The organism is Aeromicrobium sp. (assembly GCF_050700635.1).
Classification (GTDB): domain Bacteria; phylum Actinomycetota; class Actinomycetes; order Propionibacteriales; family Nocardioidaceae; genus Aeromicrobium.
In genome coordinates this window covers 15,642-41,527 of the sequence record NZ_JBOHDT010000087.1, presented here as the reverse complement: position 1 = coordinate 41,527, position 25,886 = coordinate 15,642, and the positions used below count along the sequence as shown (strand labels likewise).

Here is a 25,886-nt window from a genome sequence, read left to right as displayed (position 1 = left end):
GATCGACGCCTCCACAGCGTGCTGCAACGGCCAGGCCGCATCGGCGGCGACAGGGCCGGCGTTCCCCCAGAGCTCACGACAGGCCTGTGTGAGGGCTGACACCGGGTTCCACTCGGCGATGAAGCGCAGCCAGTCGGGCATCTGCTCCGTCGGCGCGAACGTGTTGGCGACGAACGTCAGCGGGAACATCACCGTGAACATGAATCCCTGGACCGCCTCGACGGTGCGCATCAGCGACCCGACCCAGATACCGAGCCAGATCATCGCGAACCCGAACAGCAGCAGGAGGAGGAAGCCCAGCACCGCGTCGACGACGCCGTTACGGATGCGCCAGCCGATGAGCAGGCCGGTGACACCCATGACGGCGATGCCGATGCTGGAGTGGATCAGGCTGGAGATGCTGCGGCCCACCAGCACCGACGACCGGGAGATGGGCAGCGACTTGAGCCGGTCGACGATGCCCTTCTGGAGGTCGTTGGTGAGCCCCATCGCCACCACCGCAGAGGAGAAGACCATCGTCTGCACCATGATTCCGGGCAGCAGGAACTCCTTGTACGACACATCTCCCGGCGGCTGGATCGAGCCCCCGAACACGTACGCGAACAGCAGCACGAACATCACCGACTGCACGGTGACGTCGAGGAGCATCTCGGGCATCCGCTTGATGTGGATGAGGTTGCGCCAGACGATCGTGCCCGACGCCCGAAGCATCGACGGCGGCGAGATCGGCGGGCGGGTGGTGGTGAACATCGTCGTCATGAGATGGCCTCTTCCAGCTCGTCAATCTCGTCGGTCTCCTCCTCGGCCTTGTGGCCCGTGAGGTGGAGGAACACGTCGTCGAGGCTCGGTCGCTTGAGGCCGAGGTCGTCGACCTCGATGCCGCTGCGCTCGAAGACGTCGCCGATGCGCGACATGTCGCCGAGTCCGTCGGCCTGGGCGATCAGCCGCCGGGCCGCGGCGTCGACATGCACCTCGGGCGAGCAGCCGCGCATGAGCTCCTCAGCCCGGGGCAGGTCGGCAGCGTACGTGAGGGTGAGCACGACGCTCGCGGCTCCCGCCTGGTCCTTGAGCTGGGTGGGCGTCCCCGCCGCGATGATCCTGCCCTTGTCGATGACGATGATGTCGTCGGCCAGGTGGTCGGCCTCCTCGAGGTACTGGGTGGTGAGCACGAGCGTCGTACCCTCCCCCACGAGACCACGCAGCACCTCCCACAGCTCGGTGCGGCTACGCGGGTCGAGGCCGGTGGTCGGTTCGTCGAGGAACAGCACCGGAGGTGCCGCGATGAGGCTGACCGCGAGATCGAGGCGCCGGCGCATGCCGCCGGAGTAGGTCTTGGCGATCCGGTCGGCGGCCTCACTGAGCGAGAAGCGCTCGAGTAGCTCGTCGGTGCTGTCGCGGATGTACTGCTTGGGCAGCCCGTAGAGCCGTCCGATGAGCCTCAGGTTCTCGCGCGCGGTGAGCAGCTCGTCGACCGTGGCGGCCTGCCCAGTGAGCCCCATGCTGCGGCGCACGGCGTCGGGCTCCGCGAGGACGTCGTGACCCGCCACCCGCCCGGTTCCGCTCGTGGGCACGCTCAGGGTGGTGAGCATGCGTGTGGTGGTGGTCTTGCCGGCACCGTTGGGCCCGAGCAGACCGAGGACGGTGCCCTGCGGCACCACGAAGCTGACACCGTCGACCGCGATGTTGTCGCCGAATTTCTTGACGAGGTCGATCGCCTCGACCGCTGGACCGGCATTCATCCGAGCATCCCTCCCAGGACAGTATGCAGCGGAAATATTACCGCCTTGTTCCAACTAGGAATACCAGAGGGTACTGACAGAAATCGTCGAGAAACGGCCAGCGAGCGAGTGAGCCCCCAGTCTGCGACGATCGGTTCGATGGGGAGGCGCCATGGGTGAGGACGTCACGGACCAGGGAGAGCGCGCGGGCCAAGAGGCCCGGCACAGCACGACGATGAAAGCCGGCGCGCGAGTCGGGCTGATGGCCTACGGCGTGGTGCACCTGCTGGTCGCGTGGCTCGCCCTGCAGGTGGCCTGGTCGGGCGGTGGCGACGCCAGTGGAAGCGGGGCCTTGCACAAGCTCGCCGAGCAACCGTTCGGCAGCATCCTGCTCTGGATCACCGCGCTCGGACTCGTCGTGCTGGCGCTGTGGCAGCTGCTCGCCGCGATCTTGGGCTACGAATCCGAGGAAGACGAGAAGAAGCGGACGTTCAAGCGGCTGTCCGCCGTGGCCCGCACGATCGCCTACGGCTTCCTCGCCTTCGCCGCCGGACGCATCGCGTCCGGATCCGGAAAGTCCGGCGGTCGCTCCAAGGAGGAGGGCATCACCGCCGACCTGCTCGCGGCTCCGGCCGGACGCCTGCTCGTGGGCATCGTCGCACTCGCGATCTTCGCCATCGCTGTGCGACAGGCCTGGCGCGGCATCACCGACAGCTTCACCAACGACCTCCAGCCGCAGGCCACCACGGGCCCGAGCGGTCGGACCGTGCTCGTGCTCGGGCGGATCGGCTACGTCGCGAAGGGCGTGGCGTTCGGCATCGTCGCCATTCTCTTCGCCGCCGCGGCCATTACCTATGACGCCGACAAGGCGGGCGGGCTCGACGATGCCCTCGGCACGCTGCGCGACCAGCCGTTCGGCCCGTACCTGCTCACGATCGTCGCGCTAGGCATCGCCGCTTTCGGCGTGTTCTGCTTCGTGTGGGCCCGCCACGCCCGCACCCGCTGAACCGTTCCAGAACTGGCAGGGCGAGCTCCTCGCCGCGCCGTCGGCGCCTCGTTGCTACACTCTGCTACAGAGGTGATGACGATGCGGACGATTCCCCATCGCGAGCTGCGCAACAACAGCAGCAAGGTGCTGGCTGACGTCAAGGGCGGCGAGACGATCGCGGTCACCAACAACGGCGAGATCGCAGCGATTCTCGTGCCACCCGGCACCAGCCGCTACGACCAGCTCGTCGCCTCCGGTCGCGTCACGCCCGCGCGCAACCCCGGACACGCCCGGGAGATCAAGCGAGCCAAGGGCAGGTTGCGATCGATAGACGTGCTCGACGAGCTGCGCGGCGACCGGTGACGGTCCATTACGCCGACACGTCAGCCTGGGTGAAGCTGATCTACAGCGAGGCCGAAACCGACGCGATGCTCGACCATCTCGAGGACGTACGCGACTCGGACGGCCGCTTCGTGTCGTCTGAGCTACTTGCGACCGAGCTTCATCGCACCGGCCGGCGTCTCGGCGTGCGGGCTGCTGGTATCCGTGACGCGCTGAGCGAGCTCGAGCTCGTACTTCCGACGCACGAGACATTCGCTGCTGCCGGTCAGCTCGCGGGCGAAGTCCTGCGCACGCTCGACGCGCTTCATGTGGCAACGGCGCTCGAGGCCGGCGCCTCTGCCTTCGTCACGTACGACTCCCGCCAGGCCGCAGCTGCCGAGGAGGCCGGGCTCAGCGTCATCAGTCCTGGCGCGTGAGAAGCGGATGTTCGGCGTGGCGACGGCCGCGGGGCGCGCCCTCGGCCGCGATCGACCCGTGCTTCATCGCGATGACGTGGTCTGCGTAGCGGCAGGCCAGGTTGAGGTCGTGCATGACGACGACGATCGTGGTGCCCCGGCTGAGGTTGGGATCGGTCAGCAGGTCCAGCAGCTCGACCTGGTGGTTGATGTCGAGGAATGCCGCCCGGCTCGCGAACATGCTCGCGCCTGACGAGACGACGACGAAGTCCGGCGACGCCAGCGGGTTCGCCAGCAGGTTCTGGAAGATCAGGCCGGCGATCTGCACCTGGCGTGCACCCAGAAATGGCCCCCAGTCCACCACCGCGGGCGGGCACCCTGGTGGCTTCGACGCCAGATCTGGAGGTCGGAGTCAGGCGAACTTCTCGCCGTTCTTCGCCTTGTCGAGCAACAGGGGCGGCGGATCGAACTGCGAGCCGTACTTCTCCGCCAGCTCCTGGGCGCGCTCGGTGAACGCCTCGACGCCGATCCGGCTGCTCCCGTCCGCCCCCACCGCTTCGTACCCGTTGATGTACTGCAGCGCGCCACCGTGCATGGGCGGGAAGCCGATGCCGAAGATCGAGCCGATGTTCGCGTCGGGCACCGTGCGCAGCACGCCCTCCTCGAGACAGCGGACGGTGTCGAGCGACATCACGAAGACGAGGCGGTCCTTGATGTCCTGGAAGTCCGGCTGCTCCTCCGCGACGGGGAACGTCTCGGCGAGGCCGGACCACAGACCGGTGCGCTTGCCGCTCTCGTCGTAGTCGTAGAAGCCCTGGCCCACGAGCTTGCTCGAGCGTCCGAGCTCGATCATCGTGTCGATGACGTCCTCGGCGGGCGCCTTCACCCACGTGCCGCCCTCCTGCTCGACCGCCTTCTGCGAGGCGATGCGGATCTTCTTCATCAGCTCGAGGTTCAGCTCGTCGCTGATCTGCAGGACGCCGACGGGGAAGCCGGCCTGCGTCGCTGCCCGCTCCAGCGAGGAGGGGTTGACACCCTCGCCGAGCATCGCGAGTCCCTCGTTGATGAAGTGGCCGATGACGCGGCTGGTGAAGAAGCCGCGGCTGTCGTTGACGACGATCGGCGTCTTCTTGATCTGCTGCACGTAGTCGAGCGCGCCGGCGATCGTGGCGTCGTTCGTCTTCTCGCCCGCGATGATCTCGACCAGCGGCATCTTGTCGACCGGCGAGAAGAAGTGGATGCCGATGAAGTCCTCGGGGCGCTTGACGCCCTCGGCCAGCCCGGTGATGGGCAGCGTCGACGTGTTGGAGCCGAGCAGCGCGTCCGGCTTGACGACCGGCTCCAGCTCACCGAACACCGAGTGCTTCAGGTCGACGGACTCGAAGACGGCCTCGACCACGAGGTCGCAGCCCTCGAGGTCGGCGTAGTCGTCAGTGGGCGTGATGCGGGACAGGAACTCATCGACCTTCTCCTGGGTCGTGCGGCCCTTCTCGAGCTGCTTCGCCAGCAGCTTCTCACTGTAGGCCTTGCCCTTCTCGGCAGCCGCGAGGTCGACGTCCTTGAGCACGACCTCCATGCCGGCCTTCGCCGACACGTAGGCGATGCCGGCGCCCATCATGCCGGCGCCGAGCACGGCGACCTTGGTGAACTTCTTCGGCTCGATGCCGTCCGGGCGCGAGCCACCGGCGTTGATCGAACCGAGGTCGAAGAAGAACGCCTGCGTCATGTTCTTGAACTGCTGGCCGGTGATGAGATCGACGAGGTAGCGCGACTCGATGCGCGTCGCGGTCTCGAAGTCGACCTGCGCGCCCTCGACGGCCGCGGACATGATGTTGCGCGGGGCCTTGTAGAGCGCGCCCTTCGTCTGCTTGCGCAGGTTGGAGGGGAACGCCGGCAGGAACTGCGCCAGCTTCGGGCTCGACGGGGCGCCACCCGGGATCTTGTAGCCCTGGCGGTCCCACGGCTGCGAGGCTGCCTCTTCGTTGCCCTGGACCGACTCGATCCAGGCCTTCGCGGCCGGGAGCAGCGCCTCCTGACTGTCGACCACCTCGTCGACCAGACCCTTCGCTTGCGCGACGACCGGCTTCATGCGCGGGCCCTGCAGGAGTACGTTCATCAGCGCGTCCTGGATGCCGAACATGCGCACGGTGCGCGTGACACCGCCGCCACCGGGGAGCAGGCCGAGGGTGACCTCGGGAAGACCGATCTCGTAGCCGCCGGCCGCGGCGATGCGGTGGTGGCAGGCGAGTGCGATCTCGAGGCCGCCGCCCAGTGCCGCGCCGTTGATTGCCGCGACCACAGGCTTGCCGCAGGTCTCGAGCTTGCGAAGTGTCGCCTTCATGCCCTGGACGTTCGTGAAGATGTCCTCGGCGTCGTCGGGCGTCGCCTGGGTCATCAGCTTGAGGTCGCCGCCGGCGAAGAACGTCTTCTTGCCGGACGACACGATGACGCCCCTGACTGAGTCGCCGTCAGAAGAGATGTCGTCGACCAGCTGGTTGACGGCGCGCTCCATCGAGTCGCCGTACGCCTGGTTCATCGTGTTGGTGCTCTGCGACGGGTCGTCGATGACGAGGTTGACGATCCCGTCGGCCTTCTCGTAACGGACTGCTTCTGTGGTGGTGGACATGAAGGTTCGTTTCTCCTGAAGGTTTCGGGGGTCAGAGACGCTCGACGACGGTGGCGATGCCCATGCCGCCGCCGACGCACAGCGTGGCGAGTCCGTACTTCTTGTCGCGACGCTCGAGCTCGTCGACGAGCGTGCCGAGGAGCATCGCGCCGGTGGCACCGAGCGGGTGGCCCATGGCGATGGCGCCGCCGTTGACGTTGGTCTGGTCGTGCGGGTAGTCGCCCAGGTCGCGCATCAGCTTCATGGCGACGGCGGCGAAGGCCTCGTTGATCTCGATGAGGTCGATGTCCTCGACCGACATGCCGGCCTTCGCGAGCGCCTTGCGGCTCGCGGGCGCGGGGCCGGTGAGCATGATCGTGGGCTCGGACCCGCTGACCGCGGTGGAGAGGATCCGCGCACGTGGGGTGAGGCCGTGGGTCTGGCCGGCCTGCTCGGACCCGATCAGCACGAGGGAGGCGCCGTCGACGATGCCGGAGCTGTTGCCGGCGTGATGGACGTGGTTGATCTTCTCGACGTGGTGGTACTTCTCCAGCGCTACGGAGTCGAAGCCGCCGAAGTCGCCGATCTGCTCGAACGCCGGGGGCAGCGCCGACAGGCTCTCGACCGTGGTGCCCTCGCGCACGAACTCGTCGTGGTCGAGGATCGTCAGGCCGTTGTCGTCCTTGACCGGGATGACCGACTTGCTGAAGTAGCCGTTGGCGATCGCCTTCGAGGCCCGCGCCTGCGACTCGGCCGCGAAGGTGTCGACGTCCTCACGGCTGTAGCCCTCGATCGTGGCGATGAGGTCGGCGCCGATGCCCTGCGGCACGAAGTCGGTGTCGAACGCGGTCTTGGGGTCCATGGCCCAGGCGCCGCCGTCGGACGCCATCGGCACCCGGCTCATCGACTCGACGCCGCCGGCGAGGATGAGGTCCTCCCAGCCGGAGCGGACGCGCTGCGAGGCCTGGTTGACGGCCTCGAGGCCGGAAGCGCAGAACCGGTTCAGCTGGACGCCGGCCACGGTGTACGGAAGACCGGCCGCGAGCGCAGCGGTCTTGGCGATGTCGGACCCCTGGTCACCGATCGGCGAGACCACGCCGAGCACCAGGTCCTCGATACCGGCCGGGTCGAGCGACGGGTTCCGCTTCTGGATCTCGTCGATCAGGCCGGTGACCAGCGAGATCGGCTTCACCTCGTGGAGCGAACCGGTCTTCTTGCCGCGACCACGCGGCGTCCGGATGGCGTCGTAGACGAATGCCTCGGTCATGGTGTGGGTCCCTACTGAATCTATGGGCAGACGGTTGGGGCGTGCCCCACGATTGTGACACCATCACTGTCAGAGTGGTAGCCGGGGCCCTGTGGGGCTCATCACGTGGAAAGGATGTGGGCATGGTTGTCCAGGCCGAGACGCTGAGCGTCGAGCAGCTGGCGTCCCGCGTCGGCATGACCGTGCGCACGGTGCGTTTCTACGCCGGCCGCGGGCTCATCCCGCCGCCGCGGCGTGAGGGTCGCAACGGCTACTACGGTCCGGACCACCTGGCCCGACTGGAGCTGGTGCGCGAGCTGCAGGCACACGGGTTCACCTTGTCGGCGATCGAGGGATACCTCGATCGCATCCCCGCTGACGCGACACCCGCCCAGGTGGCGCTGCACCGGACCCTGCTCGCGCCGTGGGCGCCGGACCTACCCGAGAGCGTCACCCGGGTCGAGCTCGAGACGCGTTCCGGGCGCCCACTCGCCGACGACGACATCGAGCTGCTGGTGGCCATCGGAGTCGTCGAGCCGACACCGACCGAAGACGTCTTCCAGCTCGCGCCTGCACACCTGGCGCTCGGCATCGCTTTCCTCGAGCTCGGGCTGCCGACGGACGCAGCACTCGCGACGCGCAAGATCTTCACCGCCCACGGCCGCGCGATCGCCGAGGAGATGACCGAGGTCTTCCGCACCCAGGTCTGGCCACACCTGCGCGAGTCCGACCTCCCGCCGGAGGACATGACGGCGATGATCGAGCGGTTCAAACCGCTCACCGTCCAGGCGCTCGTGACGGCCTACGAGGAGGCAGTCGACGAGTCGAAGCGAGCCACGGTGCGCAAGCGCACCTAGTCCGTCACAAACCCATCGTGCGGCCGACGATCTCCTTCATGACCTCGGTGGTGCCGCCGTAGATCGTCTGGATGCGGGTGTCGAGGTACGCCTTCGAGATGCGGTACTCGGACATGTAGCCGTAGCCGCCGTGCATCTGCAGGCAGGTGTCGGCCGTCCGCTTCTGCAGCTCGGTGGTCCACCACTTGCCCATCGCGGCGTCGGCCACCGACAGGTTGCCCTCGAGGAGCTCCATGATCGAGCGGTCGACGAAGACCTGGGCGATCTGCTGCTCCGTCTCCAGCTCGGCCATCGTGAACCGGGTGTTCTGGAACGAGCCGATCGGTTTGCCGAACGCCTTGCGCTCCTTCACGTACTCCAGCGTCATGTCGATCATGTGCCGGCAGGCTGCCGCGGCGATGACGGAGATGATGAGGCGCTCCTGCGGCAGGTTCTCCATCAGGTAGACGAAGCCCTGGTTCTCCTCGCCGAGCAGGTTGGACACGGGTACGCGCACGTTGTCGAAGAAGAGCTCCGCGGTGTCCTGCGCCTTGAGCCCGATCTTGTCGAGGTTGCGGCCACGCTCGAACCCCTCCGCACCTCGCTCGACGACGATGAGCGAGAACCCCATCGCGCCGGCCTCTGCGTCGGTCTTGCAGACGACGATCACCCAGTCGGCGTTGATGCCGTTCGTGATGAAGGTCTTGGCACCGTTGATGACGTACTCGTCGCCGTCGCGCCTGGCAGTCGTCTGGATGCCCTGGAGGTCGGACCCGGTGCCGGGCTCGGTCATGGCGATCGCCGTGATCATCTCGCCAGTGCAGAACTTCGGGTACCACCGCTTCTTCTGCTCCTCGGACGCGTACCTCTGCAGATAGCCCGAGACTAGGTCGGTCTGGATGCCGAAGCCGACGCCGCTACCGCCCACGCGGACGATCTCTTCGGCCAGGACGGCGTTGAAGCGGAAGTCGTCGATGCCGCCACCGCCGAGCTCCTCCGGCATCATGAAGCCGAGCAGCCCGAGCTCGCCGGCCTTGGTCCACAGCTCGCGCGGGACGATCGAGTCCTTCTCCCAATGCTCGTGGTTCGGCGCGATCTCCTTCTCGCAGAACGCCCGCACGGTGTCGCGGAAGTGGTCGTGGTCAGCCTCGAAGATGGTGCGCTTCATGCTGTGCTGCCTTCCTGGTTCTCTGGATCGTCCGACTGGACGGCGATGCCGTCGCTGATCAACGTCTCCACGTCGTCGATGCCCCAGGCGGTCAGGGCGGCCCGGGTGTTCGCGCCAGGCTTGGCCGGGGTGGTCGTCAGTGTGGCCGGGGTGGCCGAGAAGCGCGGCGCCGGGGCCGGCTGCGTCAGGCCGTCGACCTCGACGTACGTGCCGCGCGCGACATTGTGCGGATGCTCGTAGGCCTCGGTGAGCGGCACGACCGGCGCCACGCACGCGTCGGTGCCGTCGAAGGTCTCGACCCACTCCGCCTGCGTACGCTGCGCGAACGTCTCGGCGAGCACCTTGCGCAGGGCCGGCCACTCGCCGAGGTCGTTGCGATCGGGCAGTGCTCCATCGACGAAGGGCGCAAGCAGGTCGCTCATGGCGGCGTAGAACTGCGGCTCGAGCCCGCCGACGGACATCCAGCGTCCGTCGGACGTCTCGTAGACGTCGTAGAAAGGAGCGGCCCCGCCAAGCAGGCTCGTGCCGCGCCCTCCGTCCCAGACGCCCGACTGCTGCATCGAGACCGACATCGCCATGAGGTGCGCGACGCCGTCGGTGATCGCCGTGTCGACGACCTGCCCCTTGCCGGTCGCTCGAGCGTGGGTGAGGGCGGCCAGGACGCCGGCGACGAGGTAGAGCGCGCCGCCGCCGAAGTCACCAAGCAGGTTCTGCGGGAACGTGGGCGGCTGGTCGGCGTGGCCGAGTGCGTCGAGGGCGCCCGCGACGGAAATGTAGTTGATGTCGTGGCCGGCGGTGTGGGCGAGCGGACCGTCTTGGCCCCACCCGGTCATACGCCCGTAGACGAGCCTCGGATTCCGCTCCAGGCAGGCGTCGGGTCCGAGGCCGAGGCGCTCCATGACGCCCGGCCGGAAGCCCTCGATCAGGATGTCCGCCCCTTCGACGAGGTCGAGCACGAGCTCGACGCCACGCGGCGACTTGAGGTCGATGGCGACGTTGGGGCGGCCGCGGAAGAGGATGTCGCGGTCGGCTGGCGCGATCTGCAGCCGGCCGCCGCCGGGGCGGTCGACGCGGATGACGTCGGCGCCGAGGTCGGCCAGCATCATCGCAGCGAACGGGCCCGGCCCGATGCCGGCGAGCTCGACCACGCGGACGCCCGCCAGCGGGCCTGACTTGGGAAGATCTGTCACCACACGATTGTGACAGTGTTGGTGTCACGATTGTCAAGTGGGGTCGATCACACGAAGTGCCCAGACCCGTCCGAACGTGTCATCATCAATGTCACGTTCTCCCCGAAAGGCTCCCGATGCTCCCCGATCTCATGTACACCCGCCGCGGTTCCGGCACGCCGCTCGTGCTGCTGCACGGCATCGGTCACCGCCGGGAGGCGTGGGATCCGGTGTTGGACCGGCTCGCGGAGCACTTCCACGTGATCGCGCCAGACCTGTCCGGATTCGGTCAGTCGCCCGCGTACGCCGGTGGCGTCCGGTACTCGATGGAGAACGCGTGCGACCATCTCGCCGACCAGTTCGCGGAATGGGGCATCGTCAAGCCGCACGTCGTCGGCAACTCCCTGGGTGGAGCCATCGCGCTCGAGCTCGGCTCGCGGGGGCTGGTCTCGTCGGTGACGGCGCTCAGCCCGGCCGGCTTCTTCGGCCCCGTGGGCCGGGTCCAGGCCCTCGTTCCCCTGTTTCTTCTCCGCATCACGGCCCTGCTCACGCCGGAGCCTGTCCTGCGGTTCCTCGCCGGAAGGGACTGGGGACGCCGGCTCGTCGGCTGGGTTTTGTACACACATCCGGAGCGCCACGGCGCCAAGGAAACCTACGGCGACTCGTTGGCGCTCAAGCACGCCACGGCGTTCGAGCGAACTGCCAGGGAGGGCGTCACCTACTCGTTCGACAACCAGGTGCCCGTCCCCACGACGATCGCGTGGGGCACGAAGGACCGGATCCTCCCCTATACCCAGTCGAGGACCGCGCGCGAAAGGCTTCCCCAGGCCCGGCACGTCGATCTACCCGGCAGCGGACACGTGCCGATGGCCGACGACCCCGAGCTCGTCATCCGCATCATCGAGAAGACGGTCGAGGCGGCGCAGGTCAGAAGGGCCGCGTGAAGGCATAGTCCGGCAGCGCTCGTTGTTGACGAGTGACGTGGAGATCCTGGACAGTCTCGTGATCGGCGCCGGCCAGGCCGGGCTGTCGACGTCGTACCACCTCACCGCCCACGATGTGCCGCACGTCGTCCTCGACGCCGACGACTGCCCGGGAGGTGCCTGGCAGCACCGCTGGGACTCGTTGACGATGCGTGATCTCCACGGCATCGCCGACCTGCCCGATGCTCCGGTGCCCTCGTCGAGCACGGACGACACGGCGAACCGGTTCGTCCCCGGCTACTTCGCCGACTACGAGCGAGCCCATCAACTACCGGTGGAGCGACCGGTGCAGGTCGACCAGGTGGTCGATGAGGACGGCATCCTTCGTGTCGAGGCCGGCGACCGCTCCTGGCTCACCCGCACTCTCGTCAACGCGACCGGCACCTGGAGCCGTCCGTTCGTGCCGCACTACCCGGGTATCGACAGCTTTGCCGGCGAGCAGTTCCACACGATCGACTACCCCGGACCGGAGGTGCTCGCCGGACGGCGCGTGGTCGTGGTCGGCGGCGGTGCATCGGCAGTGCAGTTCCTCGGCGAGCTGGCACCGGTCGCCGAGACCACCTGGGTCACCCGTCGACCACCCGTCTGGCGCACAGAGGAGTTCACTCCCGAGGCGGGTCGGGCCGCGGTCGCGCTCGTCGAGGACCGCGTCAGCCGCGGCCTCCCGCCGGAGAGCGTCGTGAGCGTCACCGGTTTGATGCTGCGTCCGCAGGAGGCCGAGGCTCAGCGGCTCGGCGCATACGAGCGACGGCCGATGTTCGACCGGATCGAGCTCGACGGCGTGCGCTGGGCCGACCAGTTCGTTCCCGCCGACGTCATCGTGTGGGCCACCGGATTCCGTCCTGCCATCGCCCACCTCGCTCCGCTGCAACTGCGCAGCATCAACGGCGGCGTCCAGCTCGACGGCACGACGGCGGTCGCCGACCCGCGCGTCCAGCTCGTGGGCTACGGACCGTCCGCCTCGACCATCGGCGCCAATCGGGCCGGTCGGGTGGCCGCGCGCAGCGTGCGTCGGTGGCTCACCGAACACGTCAGCGGAACCGGCGACCTTCGTCGCGGCGGTGAGTAAGCGTCCACACGGAAGCCATGACCGGCCGCCCAGCCACCGCTCGCGCGGCAGCCAGAGGACCATGTCGCCCCAGCGCCTACGTCCACGGAGCTGCTGTGACGTACGACGCGTCGAGATCCCGCGCGCGAGGACAGCCGAGCAGCGCCAACGTCGAGTCGAACTCATCCAGGAGCTGACGCAGCACCGCCTCGGCTCCGGCCTGGCCGTCGCGCGCCAGCCCCCACAGCAGCGGGCGTCCGACGAGCACGGCGTCGGCACCGAGCGCGAGTGCCTTCGCGACGTCCCAGCCGCGCCGGATGCCACCGTCGACGAGCAGGTCGATGCGGCCGTCGACGGCGTCGACGATGGGCGGCAGCGCGTCGGCACCGGAGAGCACGGTGTCGAGCTGCCGTCCACCGTGGTTCGACACGACGATCCCGGCGGCGCCGGCCGACGCGGCGCGCTGGGCGTCCTCGGGGCTGAGGATGCCCTTGAGCAGCAACGGCATCCCGGCGGTGTCGGCGAACTCGGCGATGTCGTCCCAGTCGAGCGTCGGGTCGTGAAACGCGAACAGCTCCTCAGTGGTCAAGGGCTCGCCGCCCGGGTTGATCGCCAAGGGGTGCTCGACCTGAAAGCCGCTCCGCATGTCGCGCTCGCGCCACCCGGCGACCGGGAAGTCGACGGTGATGACGAGCGACTGGTAGCCGTGCTCCCGCGCCTGGGCAACGAGGTCGAGGGAGACCTGGCGATCCTTGAACACGTAGAGCTGGAACCATTGGCGGGCATCGGGGACCGCGGCCGCGACGTCTGGAGGGCTGGTGGTGGTCTGCGACGACAGGACGAAAGTGCTGTCCGTGGCCGCGGCGGCTCGGGCCAGGGCCGCCTCGCCGTCGTCGTGCACGTGCTTCTGGTACGCCATCGGCGCGACGATGATCGGGTGCGGCAGGTCGCTGCCGAGCAGCGGGACGGAGAGATCGCGCGCTCCGACGTCCACGAGCACCTGCGGCAGGAGCGCCAGCCGCGACCACGACGCCTCGTTGTCGCGCAGCGTGATCTCGTCGCCAGCCCCGCCCGCGAAGTATCCGTACGCACCCTCACCCAGGCGCTCGACCATTTCCGGATCGTCCATGTCCCGAGATTGTCACGGCCAGGTGAGCAGCGCGAGGGCCGCCCTCGCCACGCCCAGAGGCGGACCGAACGGGAGCGCGAACCCGATCCAGAAGACGGCCTCGACGGGCAGCAGAAGAACGGCCATCCACCAGCCGGCCGGTGCGCCAGACCACATCAACCACCCGGTGATGCACTCGGCCGCGCAGACCGTGGCGAAGGCGGCCATCAGCGGCACGCTCGTGGGGATGCCCATCCGCTCGAACGGCCCGTCGCCGTAGGCGGGGAACCCGAACAGGGTCCAGATCTCGCCGTGCCTCGCGAAGAACCATGCCCCGTACACGGCCGGCAGCCCGAAGCCGAGCCCGAGAATCCACGACAGGATCGATGCGGTCCTCTCCATGCGTTGAAGTGTGGCCCGTCCGACGCGCTGCCGAGACAATGCACATCGTTGCATTGCAACTCGTTGCATAGTAGGGTCACCGCCCATGGCGCTCGAGCACGCGATCCTCGTGTCGCTCGCGGAACGGTCCGCGAGCGGCTACGACCTGGCGCGTCGCTTCGACGCCTCGATCGGCCACTTCTGGAAGGCCAGCCACCAGCAGATCTACAAGGTGCTGGGCCGGATGGAGACGGACAAGCTCGTCGAGTCGAACCTCGTCGCCCAGGCCGGCCGGCCGGACAAGAAGGTCTACGCCATCACCGCGGACGGACGCGGCGAGCTCACCACCTGGCTCGCGACCCCCACCCCGCCCGAAGCACTCCGCAGCGAGTTCGCCGTCAAGCTCCGGGCCATGCATCTCGGCGACCGCGACACGCTCCTCGACCAGGTGCGGGTGCGGCGAGCCCAGCACGCGGCCCAGCTCGCGAGCTACGAGAGCAGCGCCGCCAAGTTCTACCCCGAACCGTCCGACCTCACCGACGAGGAGATCGGCCCCTATCTCGTGCTGCGCGGTGGCCTGCGGGCCGAAACCGGTGCCGTCGAGTGGTGTGACGAGATCCTCACCGAACTGGAGAAGCGATGAACTCCCCCTATCCGCACCTGCTGTCACCGCTCGACCTCGGGCACACCACGCTGCGCAACCGCGTGATCATGGGCTCGATGCACACCGGCATGGAGGACCGGGCCAAGCACCTGCCGGAGCTCGCGGCCTACTTCGCCGAACGCGCGCAGGGCGGCGTGGCGCTATCCGTCACCGGCGGGTACGCGCCCAACCGGCACGGCTGGCTGCTGCCGTTCGGCTCCTTGATGACGAGCAAGAAGCTCGCCGACAAACACCGCCTCGTCACCGACGCCGTGCACGAGCACGACGGCAAGATCGCGCTGCAGATCCTGCACGCCGGGCGCTACGGCTACCACCCGTTCAAGCGGGCCGCGTCGAACATCGCGTCGCCCATCACTCCACTCGGACGGCCCAAGGCGATGTCGACCAAGGAGGTCGACCAGACCGTCGACGACTTCGCCGCTTCCGCGATGCTGGCTCGGCGTGCCGGCTACGACGGCGTCGAGATCATGGGCTCCGAGGGCTACCTCGTCAACCAGATGCTCACCGCCCGCACCAACAACCGCACCGACCGCTGGGGTGGTTCGGCCGAGAACCGGATGCGCTTCCCGGTCGAGATCGTCGAGCGGGTCCGTGAGGCTGTCGGCGACGACTTCATCGTGATGTACCGGATGAGCCTGCTCGACCTCGTCGACGATGCCCAGAGCTGGGACGACACCGCCGAGCTGGCCCGCCGCGTCGAGGCGGCCGGCGCGTCGATCATCAACACCGGCATCGGCTGGCACGAGGCGCGCATCCCCACCATCGTCACTTCCGTGCCGCGCGCCGCGTTTGCCTGGACGACGGAGAAGCTCAAGGGCGTCGTCGACGTCCCGGTGGTGGCGTCGAACCGCATCAACACCCCGGAGATCGCCGAGCAGATCCTGGCCGACGGCCAGGCCGACCTCATCTCGATGGCGCGGCCGCTGCTCGCCGACGCGTTCTTCGTGCAGAAGGCCGAGGAGGGCCGCGCCGACGAGATCAACACCTGCATCGCGTGCAACCAGGCCTGTCTCGACCACACGTTCAAGAACCAGCGCGCCACCTGCATGCTCAACCCACGCGCCGCACACGAGACCGAGCTGGTGCTGCTGCCGACCCGCTCGGCCAAGCGCATCGCCGTCGTCGGGGCCGGACCGGCCGGCCTCGCCGTCGCGAGTGAGCTGGCGCACCGCGGGCACCAGGTCGAGCTGTTCGAGGAACAGCCCGAGGTCGGCGGACAGTTCCGACTCGCCATGCACATCCCCGGCAAGGAGGAGTTCCGCGAGACGCTGCGCTACTACACCCGCCGGCTCGAGCTCGGCGGCGTCAAGATCCACCTCGGGCGGCGTGCGACTACGGACGACCTGGCCGGTTTCGACGACGTCGTCATCGCCACCGGCGTCGAGCCGCGCATCCCTTCGATGCCCGGCATCGACCACGCGAAGGTCGTCGACTACCAGCAGGTCATCCGCGAGCGCGTGCCCGTGGGCGAGCGCGTCGCGGTGATGGGCGCCGGCGGCATCGGCTTCGACGTCTCGGAGTTCCTGCTGCACGACGTCGACGAGTCGCTCGAGCACTGGATGGAGCGCTGGGGCGTCTCGGACGCAGACGAGGACCGGGGCGGGCTGGCCACGAAGGTCAAGGCACCGCCGCGTCGTCGGATCCACCTGCTGCAGCGCAAGACGTCGAGCCTCGGCAAGGGCCTCGGCAAGACGTCGGGCTGGGTGCACCGCGCGACCCTGAAGGACTCGGGCGTCGAGATGGTGCCGGGTGTCACGTACGACCGCATCGACGACGACGGCCTCCACATCACGGTCGGCGATGAGCCCAGGACGCTCGATGTCGACACGATCGTGCTGTGCACCGGTCAGGAATCCGTGCGCGACCTCGTCGAGCCGCTCGAAGCGGCCGGCGTCTCGGTGCACGTCATCGGCGGCGCCGATGTTGCCGTCGAGCTGGACGCGAAGCGCGCGATCAAGCAGGCCACCGAGCTCGCCGCCGCCTTGTGACGCGCAGCGGATTCAGGCACTCACCGTCTGTCTCGGCGGACCCCCGGAACCCGCTTGCTCGCGACCGGTTCTCATGACCCAGGCGAGCGGCCACATGGCGATCAGAGCCGCCGCACTCTGGACGTAGAACTGCGCTGCTGCGAACGGCGCAAACCGCGACGCAACCATGACGATGAGCGCCAGGACCACGACCCACGTCAGCGTCGGCCCAAGACCCCCGTGGCGGCGAATCGCTGCTGCAACGCAGCCGACACCGATCGCGTACAACAGGGCGCCGATGAACAGGACCGGGACGAACCAGTCGTCGAGAGCGGCCTGGGCCGCTGCAGGATCAGCGCCGATCTCGACCGCAGCGAGGGGCGTGAACTCCATCCCCGGCAGCATGGCATAGGACAGGCTCCCCATCACGATGAACCCGAGACCGATGGCGCTCAAGGCCGGGTCGCCCCTCTCCCGCAGGTAGCCGCGAATGGCGATGAAGGCGAGGACGAGAACTCCGGAGGCCACGGCTGCCGCCAGGTGCGCGAGCGCCCAGCGAGTGGTGCCATCAGCTACGGCGTCCGCGACTGCAGCGTGATCCGGCAGACGGCCGGGGAGATAAGGGTGCGAGATCATCGCCAGCAGCAGTGCAACAGGTGCGATGGCGACGATGGCCGCACGCGCTTGACCTGCGTTTCTGTGACTCTCCATGGTTGTCCTCCTTGTACGTACCCCACGCTAGGCACCCACAAGGCACTCAGGCATCGGGCTATTTACCCATTCTGCGCTCGTCTGAGCGAGCTCTGCGAGCGAACGGCGAGCCAGGTCGAGTGTGCGCGCCGAAGGCGCCCGGCGTATCGAGACCAAGTGAGTGGAAAAGCTCGCGCAAGAGGTGGTGGGAATGGCGACGTCACGAGATGAGTTGAAACGTTGACGTGAGCACCTCTCCCGTCACCCGTGCATCCATCGGCCTGCGCAGCGAGCGCGGGCCGGTCCTGTTGGCGGTGATGCTCTCAACCGCGCTGGTGGCCATCGACGCGACGATCCTCGCCACCGCGGTGCCGGCGCTCGTGAGCGATCTCGGCGGGTTCTCGCAGTTCCCCTGGCTGTTCTCCATCTATCTGCTGGCGCAGGCTGTGTCGGTGCCGATCTACGGCAAGCTGTCCGACCTCGTCGGCCGCAAGCCGGTGATGCTCGCCGGCATCGGCCTGTTCGTGGTCGGTTCCGTGCTGTGCGGCATCGCCTGGAGCATGCCGGCGCTCATCATCTTCCGCGCCATCCAGGGTCTCGGTGCGGGCGCCATCTTCCCGATGGCCATGACGATCATCGGCGATCTGTACACGCTGCGCGAGCGACCGAAGGTGATGGGCTACACCGCCGCCGTCTGGGGCATGTCGTCCATCGTCGGCCCGACGCTCGGCGGTTTCTTCGCCGACTACCTGTCGTGGCGGTGGATCTTCTTCGTCAACATCCCGATCGGCATCGCCGCAGCGACGATGCTGTGGCGCCGGTTCCACGAGCAGGTGGAGCGCAAGCGCCATCGCATCGACTACGCCGGCGCCGGACTCCTCGCGGTCGGAGGTTCGCTCCTCGTCCTCGGGCTGCTCGAGGGCGGCATCGCGTGGGCCTGGGACTCGCCCACCAGCATCGCGGTGCTCGCCGGTGCGGGCGTGCTGCTCGTCGCGTTCGGGTTCGTCGAGAGCCGTGCCGCCGAGCCGATCCTTCCGCTGTGGATCTTCGGGCACCGCATCCTCACCGGCACCAACGCGGCGAGCCTGGTCGTCGGCGTGCTGCTGATCGGACTGGTGTCGTACGTGCCGCTTTATGCGCAGGGCGTGCTCGGCTCGTCCGCGCTCGTTGCCGGCTTCGCCGTGGCGGCGATGACGGTGGGCTGGCCGATCTCCGCCGCGCTGTCCGGACATCTGTACTTCAAGATCGGCTTCCGCGACACCGGGTTCGTCGGTGCGGCTCTGATCCTCGTCGGCACCGGACTGTTGCTGATCGTCGGCGTCGACAGCTCGGTGCTGCACCTGGCGGTCGCATCCTTCTTCGTCGGCCTCGGGCTCGGCCTGATCGCCTCGCCGACCCTGGTGGCCGCGCAGTCGTCCGTCGGGTGGGCGACGCGTGGGGTCGTCACCGGAACGAACCTGTTCGCCCGCTCGGTGGGCAGCGCAGTGGGCGTCGCGGTCTTCGGTGCGGTGGCCAACGCCGCCGTCGCGCGGCGCGGTGGCGACGTGAGCGGCGATCTCGACCAGCTGTCGCCCAGCGTGCTCGAACCCGCGCTGCACGCCGTCTTCATCGGATCAGCCGTCGCCGGTGTGGTGATGCTCGCCGCCCTCGCGGTCGTGCCCCGCCACACCGATTTCGCTTCGAAGGAAACGCAGAGCGCTTAGCGGAACGCGCCGCTAGCATCGCGGGCGTGAGCGTCCACGTGGTCCTGCTGCGCGCGGTGAACGTCGGTGGCGCGAAGCTGCCGATGGCCGAGCTGCGCGAGCTGGCCGCAGACCTCGGCGCCACGGACGTCTCGACGTTCATCGCGTCGGGCAATCTCATCTGCGATCCACCCCAGGACGTCAAGGGTTTCGGCACGGCACTCGAGAAGGCCATCGAGAAGAAGTACGGATTCTTCCGTGAGTGCATCATGCGCACGCCCGCAGAGCTGGCGACGGCGCGCACGAACTACCCGTTCGAGGTCGACGACCCCAAGAACGGCCACATCACCTTCCTGCTGGGCCGGCCGACGAAGGCGGCCATCGAGAAGGCCCGCGGCCTGGAGACCGGCGCGGACGCATGGGAGGTCATCGGCTGCGAGTGGCACATCCGCTACGACCACGGCGCCGGCCGGTCCGACATGAAGACCCCGGCGATCGCCAAGGCGCTCGGTGTTCCCGGCACGTCGCGCAACCTGCGCACCGTCGAGAAGCTGATCGAGCTGGCAACCGACTGACGACGCGACCAGCGCGCCGCTAGATTAGCCCGGTGGTGACGGCGATTCTGGACGAGCGCGCGCCCGTCGACCGTCCCCCGGCGAAACCGTTGCATTCGCTGCGCACCGACATCCAGGCACTCCGGGCCATCGCGGTCACGTCGGTGGTGGTGTTCCACCTGTGGCCCGACCTGCTCCCTGGCGGTTTCGTCGGCGTCGACGTGTTCTTCGTGATCAGCGGTTACCTCATCACCGCCCACCTGTTCCGCGAGGTCGAGAAGACGGGCCGCCTCAGGCTCGGCCGGTTCTGGGCGGCCCGCGCCCGACGGCTGCTCCCGGCCGCCCTGCTCACGCTCGTGCTCACGGCTGTCGGTGTCATGCTGCTCCTCCCCAGAAGCCTGTGGGACCAGTTCCTCTACGAGGTCATGGCGTCGGCGAGCTACGTGCAGAACTGGCTGCTGGCCTCCAACGCCGTCGACTACCTCGCGGCCGACAACCTGCCGTCGCCGGCCCAGCACTTCTGGAGCCTGTCGGTCGAGGAGCAGTTCTACGTCGCGCTGCCGCTGCTGATGTGCCTGGCCCTCGTCGCGGCCAAGGTGGGGAGGGTCGGCCGCCTTCAGCTGATCTGGATCGTCCTCATCGCCGTGACGATCGCGTCGTTCGCCTACAGCGTGTACCTGACGGCCTCCAGCCCGGACGTCGCGTACTTCTCGACCTTCACCCGGATGTGGGAGTTCGGCCTGGGCGGCCTCGCGTCGTTCGCCGTACCGGCGATCGCGAACCTGCCGCGACGGCGAGTAGCCGCGCACACTCTCCTGACCATTGCCGGCGCCGTGGCGATCATCGCGTCGTTCTTCGTCATCGACTCCGGTACGCCGTTCCCCGGCTCCGTCGCCGCCCTCCCCGTGCTCGGCACGGTCGCAGTGGTGCGCTGGGGCGGCTCGACGTTCGCGACGACCGTAGGCGCATTGCAGCCCGCTGCCGTGCTGGGGCGCATCTCCTACGCGTTGTACCTGTGGCACTGGCCGCTCATCATCCTGCTGCCGTTCGTCACCGTCCGTCCTCTGAGCAACACCGACAAGTACCTGATCTTCGCGCTGGCCGTCACGATCTCGTGGGTCTCGACGCGACTCGTCGAGGAGCCGATCCGCTTCTCGTTCGCCCAGAGAGTGCGGCCGCGGACGATGCTCATCGCCGTGGCGGTGGCGATGGTTCCCGTCCTCGCCGTCCCCGCGCTCGGCCGGGCCGCCGTGGACCAGGACCAGGCCGGCCATGCCGCCGAGCTGGCACGGGTCCTGGAGGAGAACCCACGCTGCCTGGGCGCTGCGTCGATGGATCCGGACCGCGAGTGCGTCAATCCGGCGCTCGACGGTGTCGTCGTCCCGCACCCTGCCGACGCGATCAACGACCGCACCGACCGCCAGGGATGCTGGTCCGGGAACGAAGAGACCGTGTTGAGCGCGTGCACGGTGGGACCGGTGAGCGGCTACGACCTTCGCATCGCCGCGGTTGGCGACTCCCACACCAAGCAGCTGATTCCCGCGTTCGAGGTGATGGCCGAGAAGTACAACTGGCGCATCGACGTCGCCGGCCACGCCGGGTGCAACTGGACCGCCGCCGAGCCGAGCCGCAAGACCAAGAGCCTGACGGCGAACTGCAAGGCCTGGCAGGAGAACCTCGCCGCCTACCTGGACCGGCCGGGGGCGTTCGACGCCGTCATCACCTCGAAGGCGACGTCCGTGGCCGTGGACTCCCCGGCGGGAGTGCCGTACGAGCAGACGGCAGTGCAAGGTCTCGTCGATGCGTGGACGACGCAGACCCCGAGCGACGTCCCCGTCATAGCCCTGGTCGACAACCCACAGACGGCGCTCACGAACGTCCAGTGCGTAGAGCAGTTCGGCAAGACCGACCCCGACCGTTGCGCCTCGTCGAGGGCCTGGGCGCTGAGCAAGTTCGACGGGCATCCCGAAGCCGTCGAGCGGGTGGACAAGGCCAGCCTGGTGGACATGACGCGGTTCTACTGCGACGAGACCACGTGCCCGTCGGTCATCGGCGGCGTCATGGTCTACAAGAACAACACCCACCTGACCCGTACCTACGTCAGGACTCTCGCGCCCTACCTGGGACGTGAGATCGCCGCAGCCCTGCGCAAGCAAGGCGTTCGTTGACGCAGTAGTCCTACGCTGGTGGGGTGCACGATCCCGACCCGGCCGACGTCGAGCGGATGCGCGACGTCCTGCGCGACCGGCGCTGGCTGGTGCTCACCGGCGCCGGAGTCTCGACCGACTCCGGCATCCCCGACTACCGCGGGCCTGGCGCGCCGGCCCGCACGCCGATGACGTACCAGCAGTTCGTGTCCGGTCCTGACGCCCAGCAGCGGTACTGGGCCCGCGCCCACCTCGGCTGGCGACGGATGCGCAGCGCAGAACCGAATGCCACCCACCACCGGCTTGCGGCGCTCGAAGCCGAGGGTCGGCTGTCCGGGCTGGTCACGCAGAACGTCGACGGTCTGCACCGCCGGGCCGGCCACCGCGGTCTCATCGAGCTGCACGGCAGGCTCGACCGGGTGGTGTGCCTCGACTGCGGCGAGCGGACGTCTCGCGGCCGAGTCCAACGCCGCCTCGACGCGCTCAACCCCGGTTGGGAACGAGACGCACCCGTGGCTCCCGACGGCGACGTGCTGCTCGAGGAGACCGGCGGATTCGTCGTTGCCACCTGCGAGCGCTGCGGTGGCCGGCTCAAGCCCGACGTCGTGTTCTTCGGCGAGAACGTCCGCAAGGAGACGGTCGAGCACTGTTACCGGCTCACCGACGCCGCCGAGGCCCTCGTCGTGCTCGGTTCCTCGTTGCAGGTGATGTCCGGGCTGCGTTTCGTCCGGCGAGCCAGGGCCAACGGCGTGCCGGTCGTCATCGTCAACCGCGGTGCCACGCGCGGGGACGACTTGGCGGATGCACGCGTCGACGCCGGATGCGCCGAGACTCTGTCAGTTTTGGCCCCAAAACCGTTGCAATCACGTACTTTCGTGTCATGACCGAGACGCCTGCGCCACCACCACCGCCGCCGCCGCCGCCGAACGCTCAGGGCGACTACCCGGTCACGCTGACGTTCGACTCCCCGGAGACGATCGCCCGCTGGCGGCCGTTGGTCCACTGGCTGTTGGCGATTCCGCACCTCCTCATCCTGTCCGTGATCCAGCAAGTCGCCCAGATCCTCGCCTTCATCGCGTGGTTCGCCGCCTTGTTCACCGGCAGGATCCCGGGCGGACTGCAAAAGCCGATCGCGATGTACTTGCGGTACAACGCCCGCGTCACCACCTACCTGCTGTTCCAGCGGGAGGAGTACCCGCCGTTCGCGTTCGACATCCCGTTCGCCGACCCCGGCGACGATGCACGCGTGAGGGTCGACGTGGCCCCGGCGGTCGAGAACCGCAACCGGCTGACCATCTTCTTCCGGCTCTTCATGGCCATCCCGCAGCTGCTGGTGCTGGTCTTCGTGTGGATCGCGGCTGTGGTCGTGGTGATCATCGGCTGGTTCGCCGTGATCATCCTCGGCCGCTGGCCCACCGGCCTCAACGACTTCCTGATCGGCGTCCTGCGCTGGAGCACGCGCGTGAGCGCGTACCTCTACCTGCTGACGGACGAGTACCCGCCGTTCAGCCTCAGCTGAGCTGACGCAGCCGAACCGTCTCAGGCAGCTGGGCGAGCTCGGCGAGCACGTCTGGGCCGACCTCGGCGGCGATGTCGGTGACGACGTAGCCGATCTCGCCGCGGGTGGCGAGCGACTGCGTCTCGATGTTGACGCCGTGGTCGCCCATGATTGCGTTGAGCTTGGCCAGCACGCCGGGGGCGTTGTGGTGCACGTGCGCGAGGCGGTGCCGGGTCGCGTCGACGTGCACGTTGATCTCCGGCATGTTGACGCTCAGCGACGTGCCGCCGTTCGACGCGTACGAGCGCAGCTTGGAGGCGACGAACCGGCCGATGTCCTGCTGCGCCTCCTCGGTGGAGCCGCCGACGTGCGGGGTGAGGATGACGTTGCGCAGCCCGCGCAGCTCGCTCTCGAACGGGTCGCCCTGGCGCTTGGGCTCGACCGGAAAGACGTCGACCGCCGCACCCGCGATGTGTCCGGACTCGATGTGCTTGCGGAGCGCCGTGGTGTCGACTGCGATGCCGCGGGAGAGGTTGAGGAACAGCGAGCGCGGCTTCATCAGGCTCATCTGCTCCTCGCCGAACAGGCCGGCGTTGCCGGGGCGCCCGTCGACGTGCAGCGAGACGACGTCGGCGTCGGTGAGCAGCTCCTCGATCGTCGAGCAGCGACGTGCGTTGCCGAGGGCCAGCTTGTCGTCGATGTCGAAGAAGATGACTTTGAAACCCAGCGCCTCGGCGATCACCGACAGCTGGCTGCCGATGTTGCCGTAGCCGACGATGCCGAGCGTGCGTCCGCGCACCTCGTGGCTGCCGGCGGCCGACTTGTTCCAGATGCCGGCGTGCATGTCGGTCGACTTCTCGTGCAGCCGGCGGGCCAGCGAGATGATCTCGGCGATGGCGAGCTCGACCACCGACCGCGTGTTGGAGTACGGCGCGTTGAACACGGCGACGCCCTGCCGCGTCGTGGCCGGCAGGTCGATCTGGTTGGTGCCGATGCAAAATGCGCCTACGGCGATCAGATCATCACTTGCGTTCAGGACCTTCTCGGTGATGTATGTCGTGGAGCGGATGCCGAGCAGGTGCACGCCTTGCACGGCCTCGATCAGCTCGCCCTCGGCGAGCGCGCGGTCGAGGGTGTCGACCTGGTAGCCCTTGCCGCGCAAGAAGTTCGCGCCGTCGGTGTGGATGTTCTCGAGCAGCAGCACCCGCACGTCGCTGTCCTGGACGCGCTCGGCTGGGAAGGGTGTCGTGGGGGTCATCGTCATCATGGTCACTCGAAGGTCCTTCAGCAGTTACGGCTGAGAGGGGCAACCACCTCAACGCCAGTCACGGTCCGACCCCATCGAGTCTACCGACCGGACCCGGCTCTCAGTGATGATGGACGGATGACGGACATCTTCGACCAGGACGGAGCGGGACCATGGTCCACGCAGGACAAGAGCTGACCGGTTCGGGCAATCGACTGCGGTTCATCCGCACGGCAGCCGAGACTGACGGCGACCTGCTCGAGATGGAATCGACCTACCGCGAAGGCGCCGCCCTGCCGGCGGCACACTTCCATCCGGCCCAGGACGAGCACTTCGAGGTGCTCGAAGGCACGGTCAGGACGATCATCGACGGCGTCGAGGAGAGCCACGCCGCGGGCGAGATCTTCCACGTCCCGGCCGGCGCGGTGCATCAGATGGTCGGTGCGGCCGGGACCCGCCTCAACTGGCAGGTTCGCCCTGCGCTCAGGACGGCCGAGTTCTTCGAAGGCCTCTACGCGGGCAGCGCGGCAGCGCGACGAGGCGAGGAGTTCGACCTCGCGTCCTTCCTCGAAGGACACTCCGCTGAGGTCCACTACCCCTGACGGCTCAGAGATTGGCAGTCAGGCGCGGGCCGGTGAGCCCGTCCGGGATGACGGCGTCGAGCTCGACCTCGATCTTCCAGCGCGGGTCGAGCAGGGCAGCGACGACGACCATGGTGCTGGCCGGGCGCACGCTGCGGAACACCTCGCCGTGAACGGCGCCGACGGCGTCCGCGTCGGTGGCGTCGACGATGTACTGACGGGTGCGGACGACGTGGTGGGCGCTGCCGCCGACCTCGGTCAGGGCGCCCAGGGCGATCCGCCAGCATCGGCGGGCCTGCTCGGAGACGTCGGCCTCGACGTCGCCTCCCGGCCACACCGGCGCGGTGCCGGACACCGCCACGAGGTCGCCGTAGCGGACGGCCCGGCTGAAGCCGATCTTGTCTTCGTAGGGCGAGCCGGACCGGCTGTGGCGTCTCATGCTGGTCGGTCGAGATTGGCCAGCCGGACCTGACCCTGCGCGATCAGCCGGTCGTCCTGGTCGACCGACTCGACGCGCCAGAGCTGCTGGGATCGGCCGCGGTGGACAGGCGTCGCGGTCGCCGTGATGGTGTCGCCGACCTTGGCCTGGCGCAGGAAGTCGCAGATGTTGTTGGTGCCGACCACCACACCTCTGCCGTCGAGCCACTGCATCCCCGCCATGCTCGCCGTGGACTCGTGCACCGCGCAGTAGATGCCCCCGTGCGGAATGCCGAAGGGCTGCAGGTGGTGCTCGCCGATGGTGAACTGCACGACCACCTTGTCGGGGCCGGTCTCGACGTACTGGACGCCGAGGGCGCCGTCCAGGCCTGGGATCTCGCTCATGGGCCGACCTTAGGGCGGGCGCCTGTCCATGCTCCCACTAGGGTCGGC

Annotated in this window: 27 protein-coding genes; 14 read left to right on the top strand and 13 right to left on the bottom strand. The window is 68.4% G+C overall.

All coding sequences use genetic code 11. The features are described 5' to 3' along the window. Both ACRDPN_RS06815 and ACRDPN_RS06810 read right to left on the bottom strand, forming a co-directional pair. On the bottom strand, positions 1-759 hold a 759-nt coding region (locus ACRDPN_RS06815), incomplete at its 3' end, for an ABC transporter permease (RefSeq protein ID WP_431446620.1). Then, positions 756-1,739 (bottom strand): ATP-binding cassette domain-containing protein, encoded by a 984-nt coding sequence (locus tag ACRDPN_RS06810; protein ID WP_431446619.1) that lies wholly within the window; start codon positions 1,737-1,739, stop codon positions 756-758. The genes ACRDPN_RS06810 and ACRDPN_RS06815, both read right to left, overlap by 4 nt. Before the next feature lie 151 nt (positions 1,740-1,890). Here ACRDPN_RS06810 and ACRDPN_RS06805 point away from each other — a divergent pair, with 151 nt between their 5' ends. From ACRDPN_RS06805 to ACRDPN_RS06795, 3 genes are all read left to right on the top strand, one after another. Further along, a complete protein-coding gene (locus tag ACRDPN_RS06805; RefSeq protein ID WP_431446618.1) occupies positions 1,891-2,724 on the top strand; it encodes a DUF1206 domain-containing protein in 834 nt (277 codons plus the stop codon). An 81-nt stretch (positions 2,725-2,805) separates the two neighbouring features. Continuing rightward, positions 2,806-3,069, top strand: coding sequence for a type II toxin-antitoxin system Phd/YefM family antitoxin (locus tag ACRDPN_RS06800; protein WP_431446617.1), 264 nt, complete (start codon positions 2,806-2,808; stop codon positions 3,067-3,069). Next, positions 3,066-3,464, top strand: coding sequence for a type II toxin-antitoxin system VapC family toxin (locus tag ACRDPN_RS06795; protein ID WP_431446616.1), 399 nt, complete (start codon positions 3,066-3,068; stop codon positions 3,462-3,464). The genes ACRDPN_RS06800 and ACRDPN_RS06795 overlap by 4 nt, the downstream gene beginning before the upstream one ends. On the opposite strand, the gene ACRDPN_RS06790 is transcribed toward ACRDPN_RS06795, so the two are convergent. The 3 genes from ACRDPN_RS06790 to ACRDPN_RS06780 form a co-directional block, all read right to left on the bottom strand. Beyond that, complete coding sequence (locus ACRDPN_RS06790; protein WP_431446615.1) at positions 3,448-3,771, bottom strand: hypothetical protein; 324 nt, start codon at positions 3,769-3,771, stop codon at positions 3,448-3,450. The genes ACRDPN_RS06795 and ACRDPN_RS06790 overlap by 17 nt on opposite strands. 84 nt (positions 3,772-3,855) lie before the next feature. Beyond that, a complete protein-coding gene (locus ACRDPN_RS06785; RefSeq protein ID WP_431446614.1) occupies positions 3,856-6,069 on the bottom strand; it encodes a 3-hydroxyacyl-CoA dehydrogenase NAD-binding domain-containing protein in 2,214 nt (737 codons plus the stop codon). Between the two features lie 31 nt (positions 6,070-6,100). Continuing rightward, on the bottom strand, positions 6,101-7,315 hold the full coding sequence (locus ACRDPN_RS06780) for an acetyl-CoA C-acetyltransferase (protein WP_431446613.1): 1,215 nt from the start codon (positions 7,313-7,315) through the stop codon (positions 6,101-6,103). Between the two features lie 122 nt (positions 7,316-7,437). Here ACRDPN_RS06780 and ACRDPN_RS06775 point away from each other — a divergent pair, with 122 nt between their 5' ends. Next, a complete protein-coding gene (locus ACRDPN_RS06775; RefSeq protein WP_431446612.1) occupies positions 7,438-8,151 on the top strand; it encodes a MerR family transcriptional regulator in 714 nt (237 codons plus the stop codon). Between the two features lie 4 nt (positions 8,152-8,155). Here ACRDPN_RS06775 and ACRDPN_RS06770 read toward each other — a convergent pair whose 3' ends face one another. Next, positions 8,156-9,298 (bottom strand): acyl-CoA dehydrogenase family protein, encoded by a 1,143-nt coding sequence (locus tag ACRDPN_RS06770; protein WP_431446611.1) that lies wholly within the window; start codon positions 9,296-9,298, stop codon positions 8,156-8,158. Further along, positions 9,295-10,488 carry a CaiB/BaiF CoA transferase family protein gene (locus ACRDPN_RS06765; protein WP_431446610.1) on the bottom strand — a complete coding sequence of 398 codons (1,194 nt, stop codon included), beginning with the start codon at positions 10,486-10,488 and terminating at the stop codon, positions 9,295-9,297. Before ACRDPN_RS06765 ends, ACRDPN_RS06770 begins: the two co-directional genes overlap by 4 nt. A 116-nt stretch (positions 10,489-10,604) precedes the next feature. On the opposite strand from ACRDPN_RS06765, the gene ACRDPN_RS06760 reads away from it, so the two are divergent. Both ACRDPN_RS06760 and ACRDPN_RS06755 read left to right on the top strand, forming a co-directional pair. After that, on the top strand, positions 10,605-11,411 hold the full coding sequence (locus tag ACRDPN_RS06760; RefSeq protein ID WP_431446609.1) for an alpha/beta fold hydrolase: 807 nt from the start codon (positions 10,605-10,607) through the stop codon (positions 11,409-11,411). A 37-nt stretch (positions 11,412-11,448) separates the two neighbouring features. Then, positions 11,449-12,519: an NAD(P)-binding domain-containing protein gene (locus tag ACRDPN_RS06755; protein ID WP_431446608.1), complete on the top strand. Its 1,071-nt coding sequence runs from the start codon at positions 11,449-11,451 to the stop codon at positions 12,517-12,519. 76 nt (positions 12,520-12,595) lie between these two features. Here ACRDPN_RS06755 and ACRDPN_RS06750 read toward each other — a convergent pair whose 3' ends face one another. Together ACRDPN_RS06750 and ACRDPN_RS06745 are read right to left on the bottom strand one after the other, a co-directional pair. Then, positions 12,596-13,627, bottom strand: coding sequence for an alpha-hydroxy acid oxidase (locus ACRDPN_RS06750; protein ID WP_431446607.1), 1,032 nt, complete (start codon positions 13,625-13,627; stop codon positions 12,596-12,598). Between the two features lie 12 nt (positions 13,628-13,639). Continuing rightward, entirely contained in the window at positions 13,640-14,008 is a 369-nt protein-coding gene (locus tag ACRDPN_RS06745) for a hypothetical protein (RefSeq protein ID WP_431446606.1), read from the bottom strand. An 85-nt stretch (positions 14,009-14,093) separates the two neighbouring features. Between ACRDPN_RS06745 and ACRDPN_RS06740 the strand changes: the two genes are divergently transcribed. Continuing rightward, positions 14,094-14,630: a PadR family transcriptional regulator gene (locus tag ACRDPN_RS06740; protein WP_431446605.1), complete on the top strand. Its 537-nt coding sequence runs from the start codon at positions 14,094-14,096 to the stop codon at positions 14,628-14,630. Continuing rightward, complete coding sequence (locus ACRDPN_RS06735) at positions 14,627-16,639, top strand: FAD-dependent oxidoreductase (protein WP_431446604.1); 2,013 nt, start codon at positions 14,627-14,629, stop codon at positions 16,637-16,639. Before ACRDPN_RS06740 ends, ACRDPN_RS06735 begins: the two co-directional genes overlap by 4 nt. 12 nt (positions 16,640-16,651) lie before the next feature. Here the strand turns inward: ACRDPN_RS06735 and ACRDPN_RS06730 are convergent, their stop codons facing one another. Then, a complete protein-coding gene (locus ACRDPN_RS06730; protein WP_431446603.1) occupies positions 16,652-17,329 on the bottom strand; it encodes a hypothetical protein in 678 nt (225 codons plus the stop codon). Positions 17,330-17,553: 224 nt separating this feature from the next. On the opposite strand from ACRDPN_RS06730, the gene ACRDPN_RS06725 reads away from it, so the two are divergent. From ACRDPN_RS06725 to ACRDPN_RS06705, 5 genes are read left to right on the top strand one after another with little or no spacing between them, the layout of a single operon-like run. Continuing rightward, positions 17,554-19,011 (top strand): MDR family MFS transporter, encoded by a 1,458-nt coding sequence (locus ACRDPN_RS06725; protein WP_431446602.1) that lies wholly within the window; start codon positions 17,554-17,556, stop codon positions 19,009-19,011. Positions 19,012-19,037: 26 nt separating this feature from the next. Continuing rightward, positions 19,038-19,565, top strand: a complete 528-nt coding sequence (locus ACRDPN_RS06720; RefSeq protein WP_431446601.1) for a DUF1697 domain-containing protein — start codon at positions 19,038-19,040, stop codon at positions 19,563-19,565. A 32-nt stretch (positions 19,566-19,597) separates the two neighbouring features. After that, positions 19,598-21,712: an acyltransferase family protein gene (locus ACRDPN_RS06715; RefSeq protein WP_431446600.1), complete on the top strand. Its 2,115-nt coding sequence runs from the start codon at positions 19,598-19,600 to the stop codon at positions 21,710-21,712. 23 nt (positions 21,713-21,735) lie between these two features. Then, entirely contained in the window at positions 21,736-22,575 is an 840-nt protein-coding gene (locus ACRDPN_RS06710) for an NAD-dependent protein deacetylase (RefSeq protein ID WP_431446599.1), read from the top strand. After that, positions 22,572-23,210 (top strand): DUF4389 domain-containing protein, encoded by a 639-nt coding sequence (locus ACRDPN_RS06705; protein WP_431446598.1) that lies wholly within the window; start codon positions 22,572-22,574, stop codon positions 23,208-23,210. The genes ACRDPN_RS06710 and ACRDPN_RS06705 overlap by 4 nt, the downstream gene beginning before the upstream one ends. On the opposite strand, the gene serA is transcribed toward ACRDPN_RS06705, so the two are convergent. Beyond that, on the bottom strand, positions 23,203-24,456 hold the full coding sequence (serA, locus tag ACRDPN_RS06700; protein ID WP_431446621.1) for a phosphoglycerate dehydrogenase: 1,254 nt from the start codon (positions 24,454-24,456) through the stop codon (positions 23,203-23,205). The genes ACRDPN_RS06705 and serA overlap by 8 nt on opposite strands. Before the next feature lie 152 nt (positions 24,457-24,608). Here serA and ACRDPN_RS06695 point away from each other — a divergent pair, with 152 nt between their 5' ends. Then, a complete protein-coding gene (locus ACRDPN_RS06695; protein ID WP_431446597.1) occupies positions 24,609-25,037 on the top strand; it encodes a cupin domain-containing protein in 429 nt (142 codons plus the stop codon). 4 nt (positions 25,038-25,041) lie between these two features. Here the strand turns inward: ACRDPN_RS06695 and ACRDPN_RS06690 are convergent, their stop codons facing one another. Together ACRDPN_RS06690 and ACRDPN_RS06685 are read right to left on the bottom strand one after the other, a co-directional pair. After that, positions 25,042-25,455: a RidA family protein gene (locus ACRDPN_RS06690; protein ID WP_431446596.1), complete on the bottom strand. Its 414-nt coding sequence runs from the start codon at positions 25,453-25,455 to the stop codon at positions 25,042-25,044. After that, complete coding sequence (locus ACRDPN_RS06685; RefSeq protein ID WP_431446595.1) at positions 25,452-25,838, bottom strand: PaaI family thioesterase; 387 nt, start codon at positions 25,836-25,838, stop codon at positions 25,452-25,454. The genes ACRDPN_RS06690 and ACRDPN_RS06685 overlap by 4 nt, the downstream gene beginning before the upstream one ends. Positions 25,839-25,886: the final 48 nt, after the last annotated feature.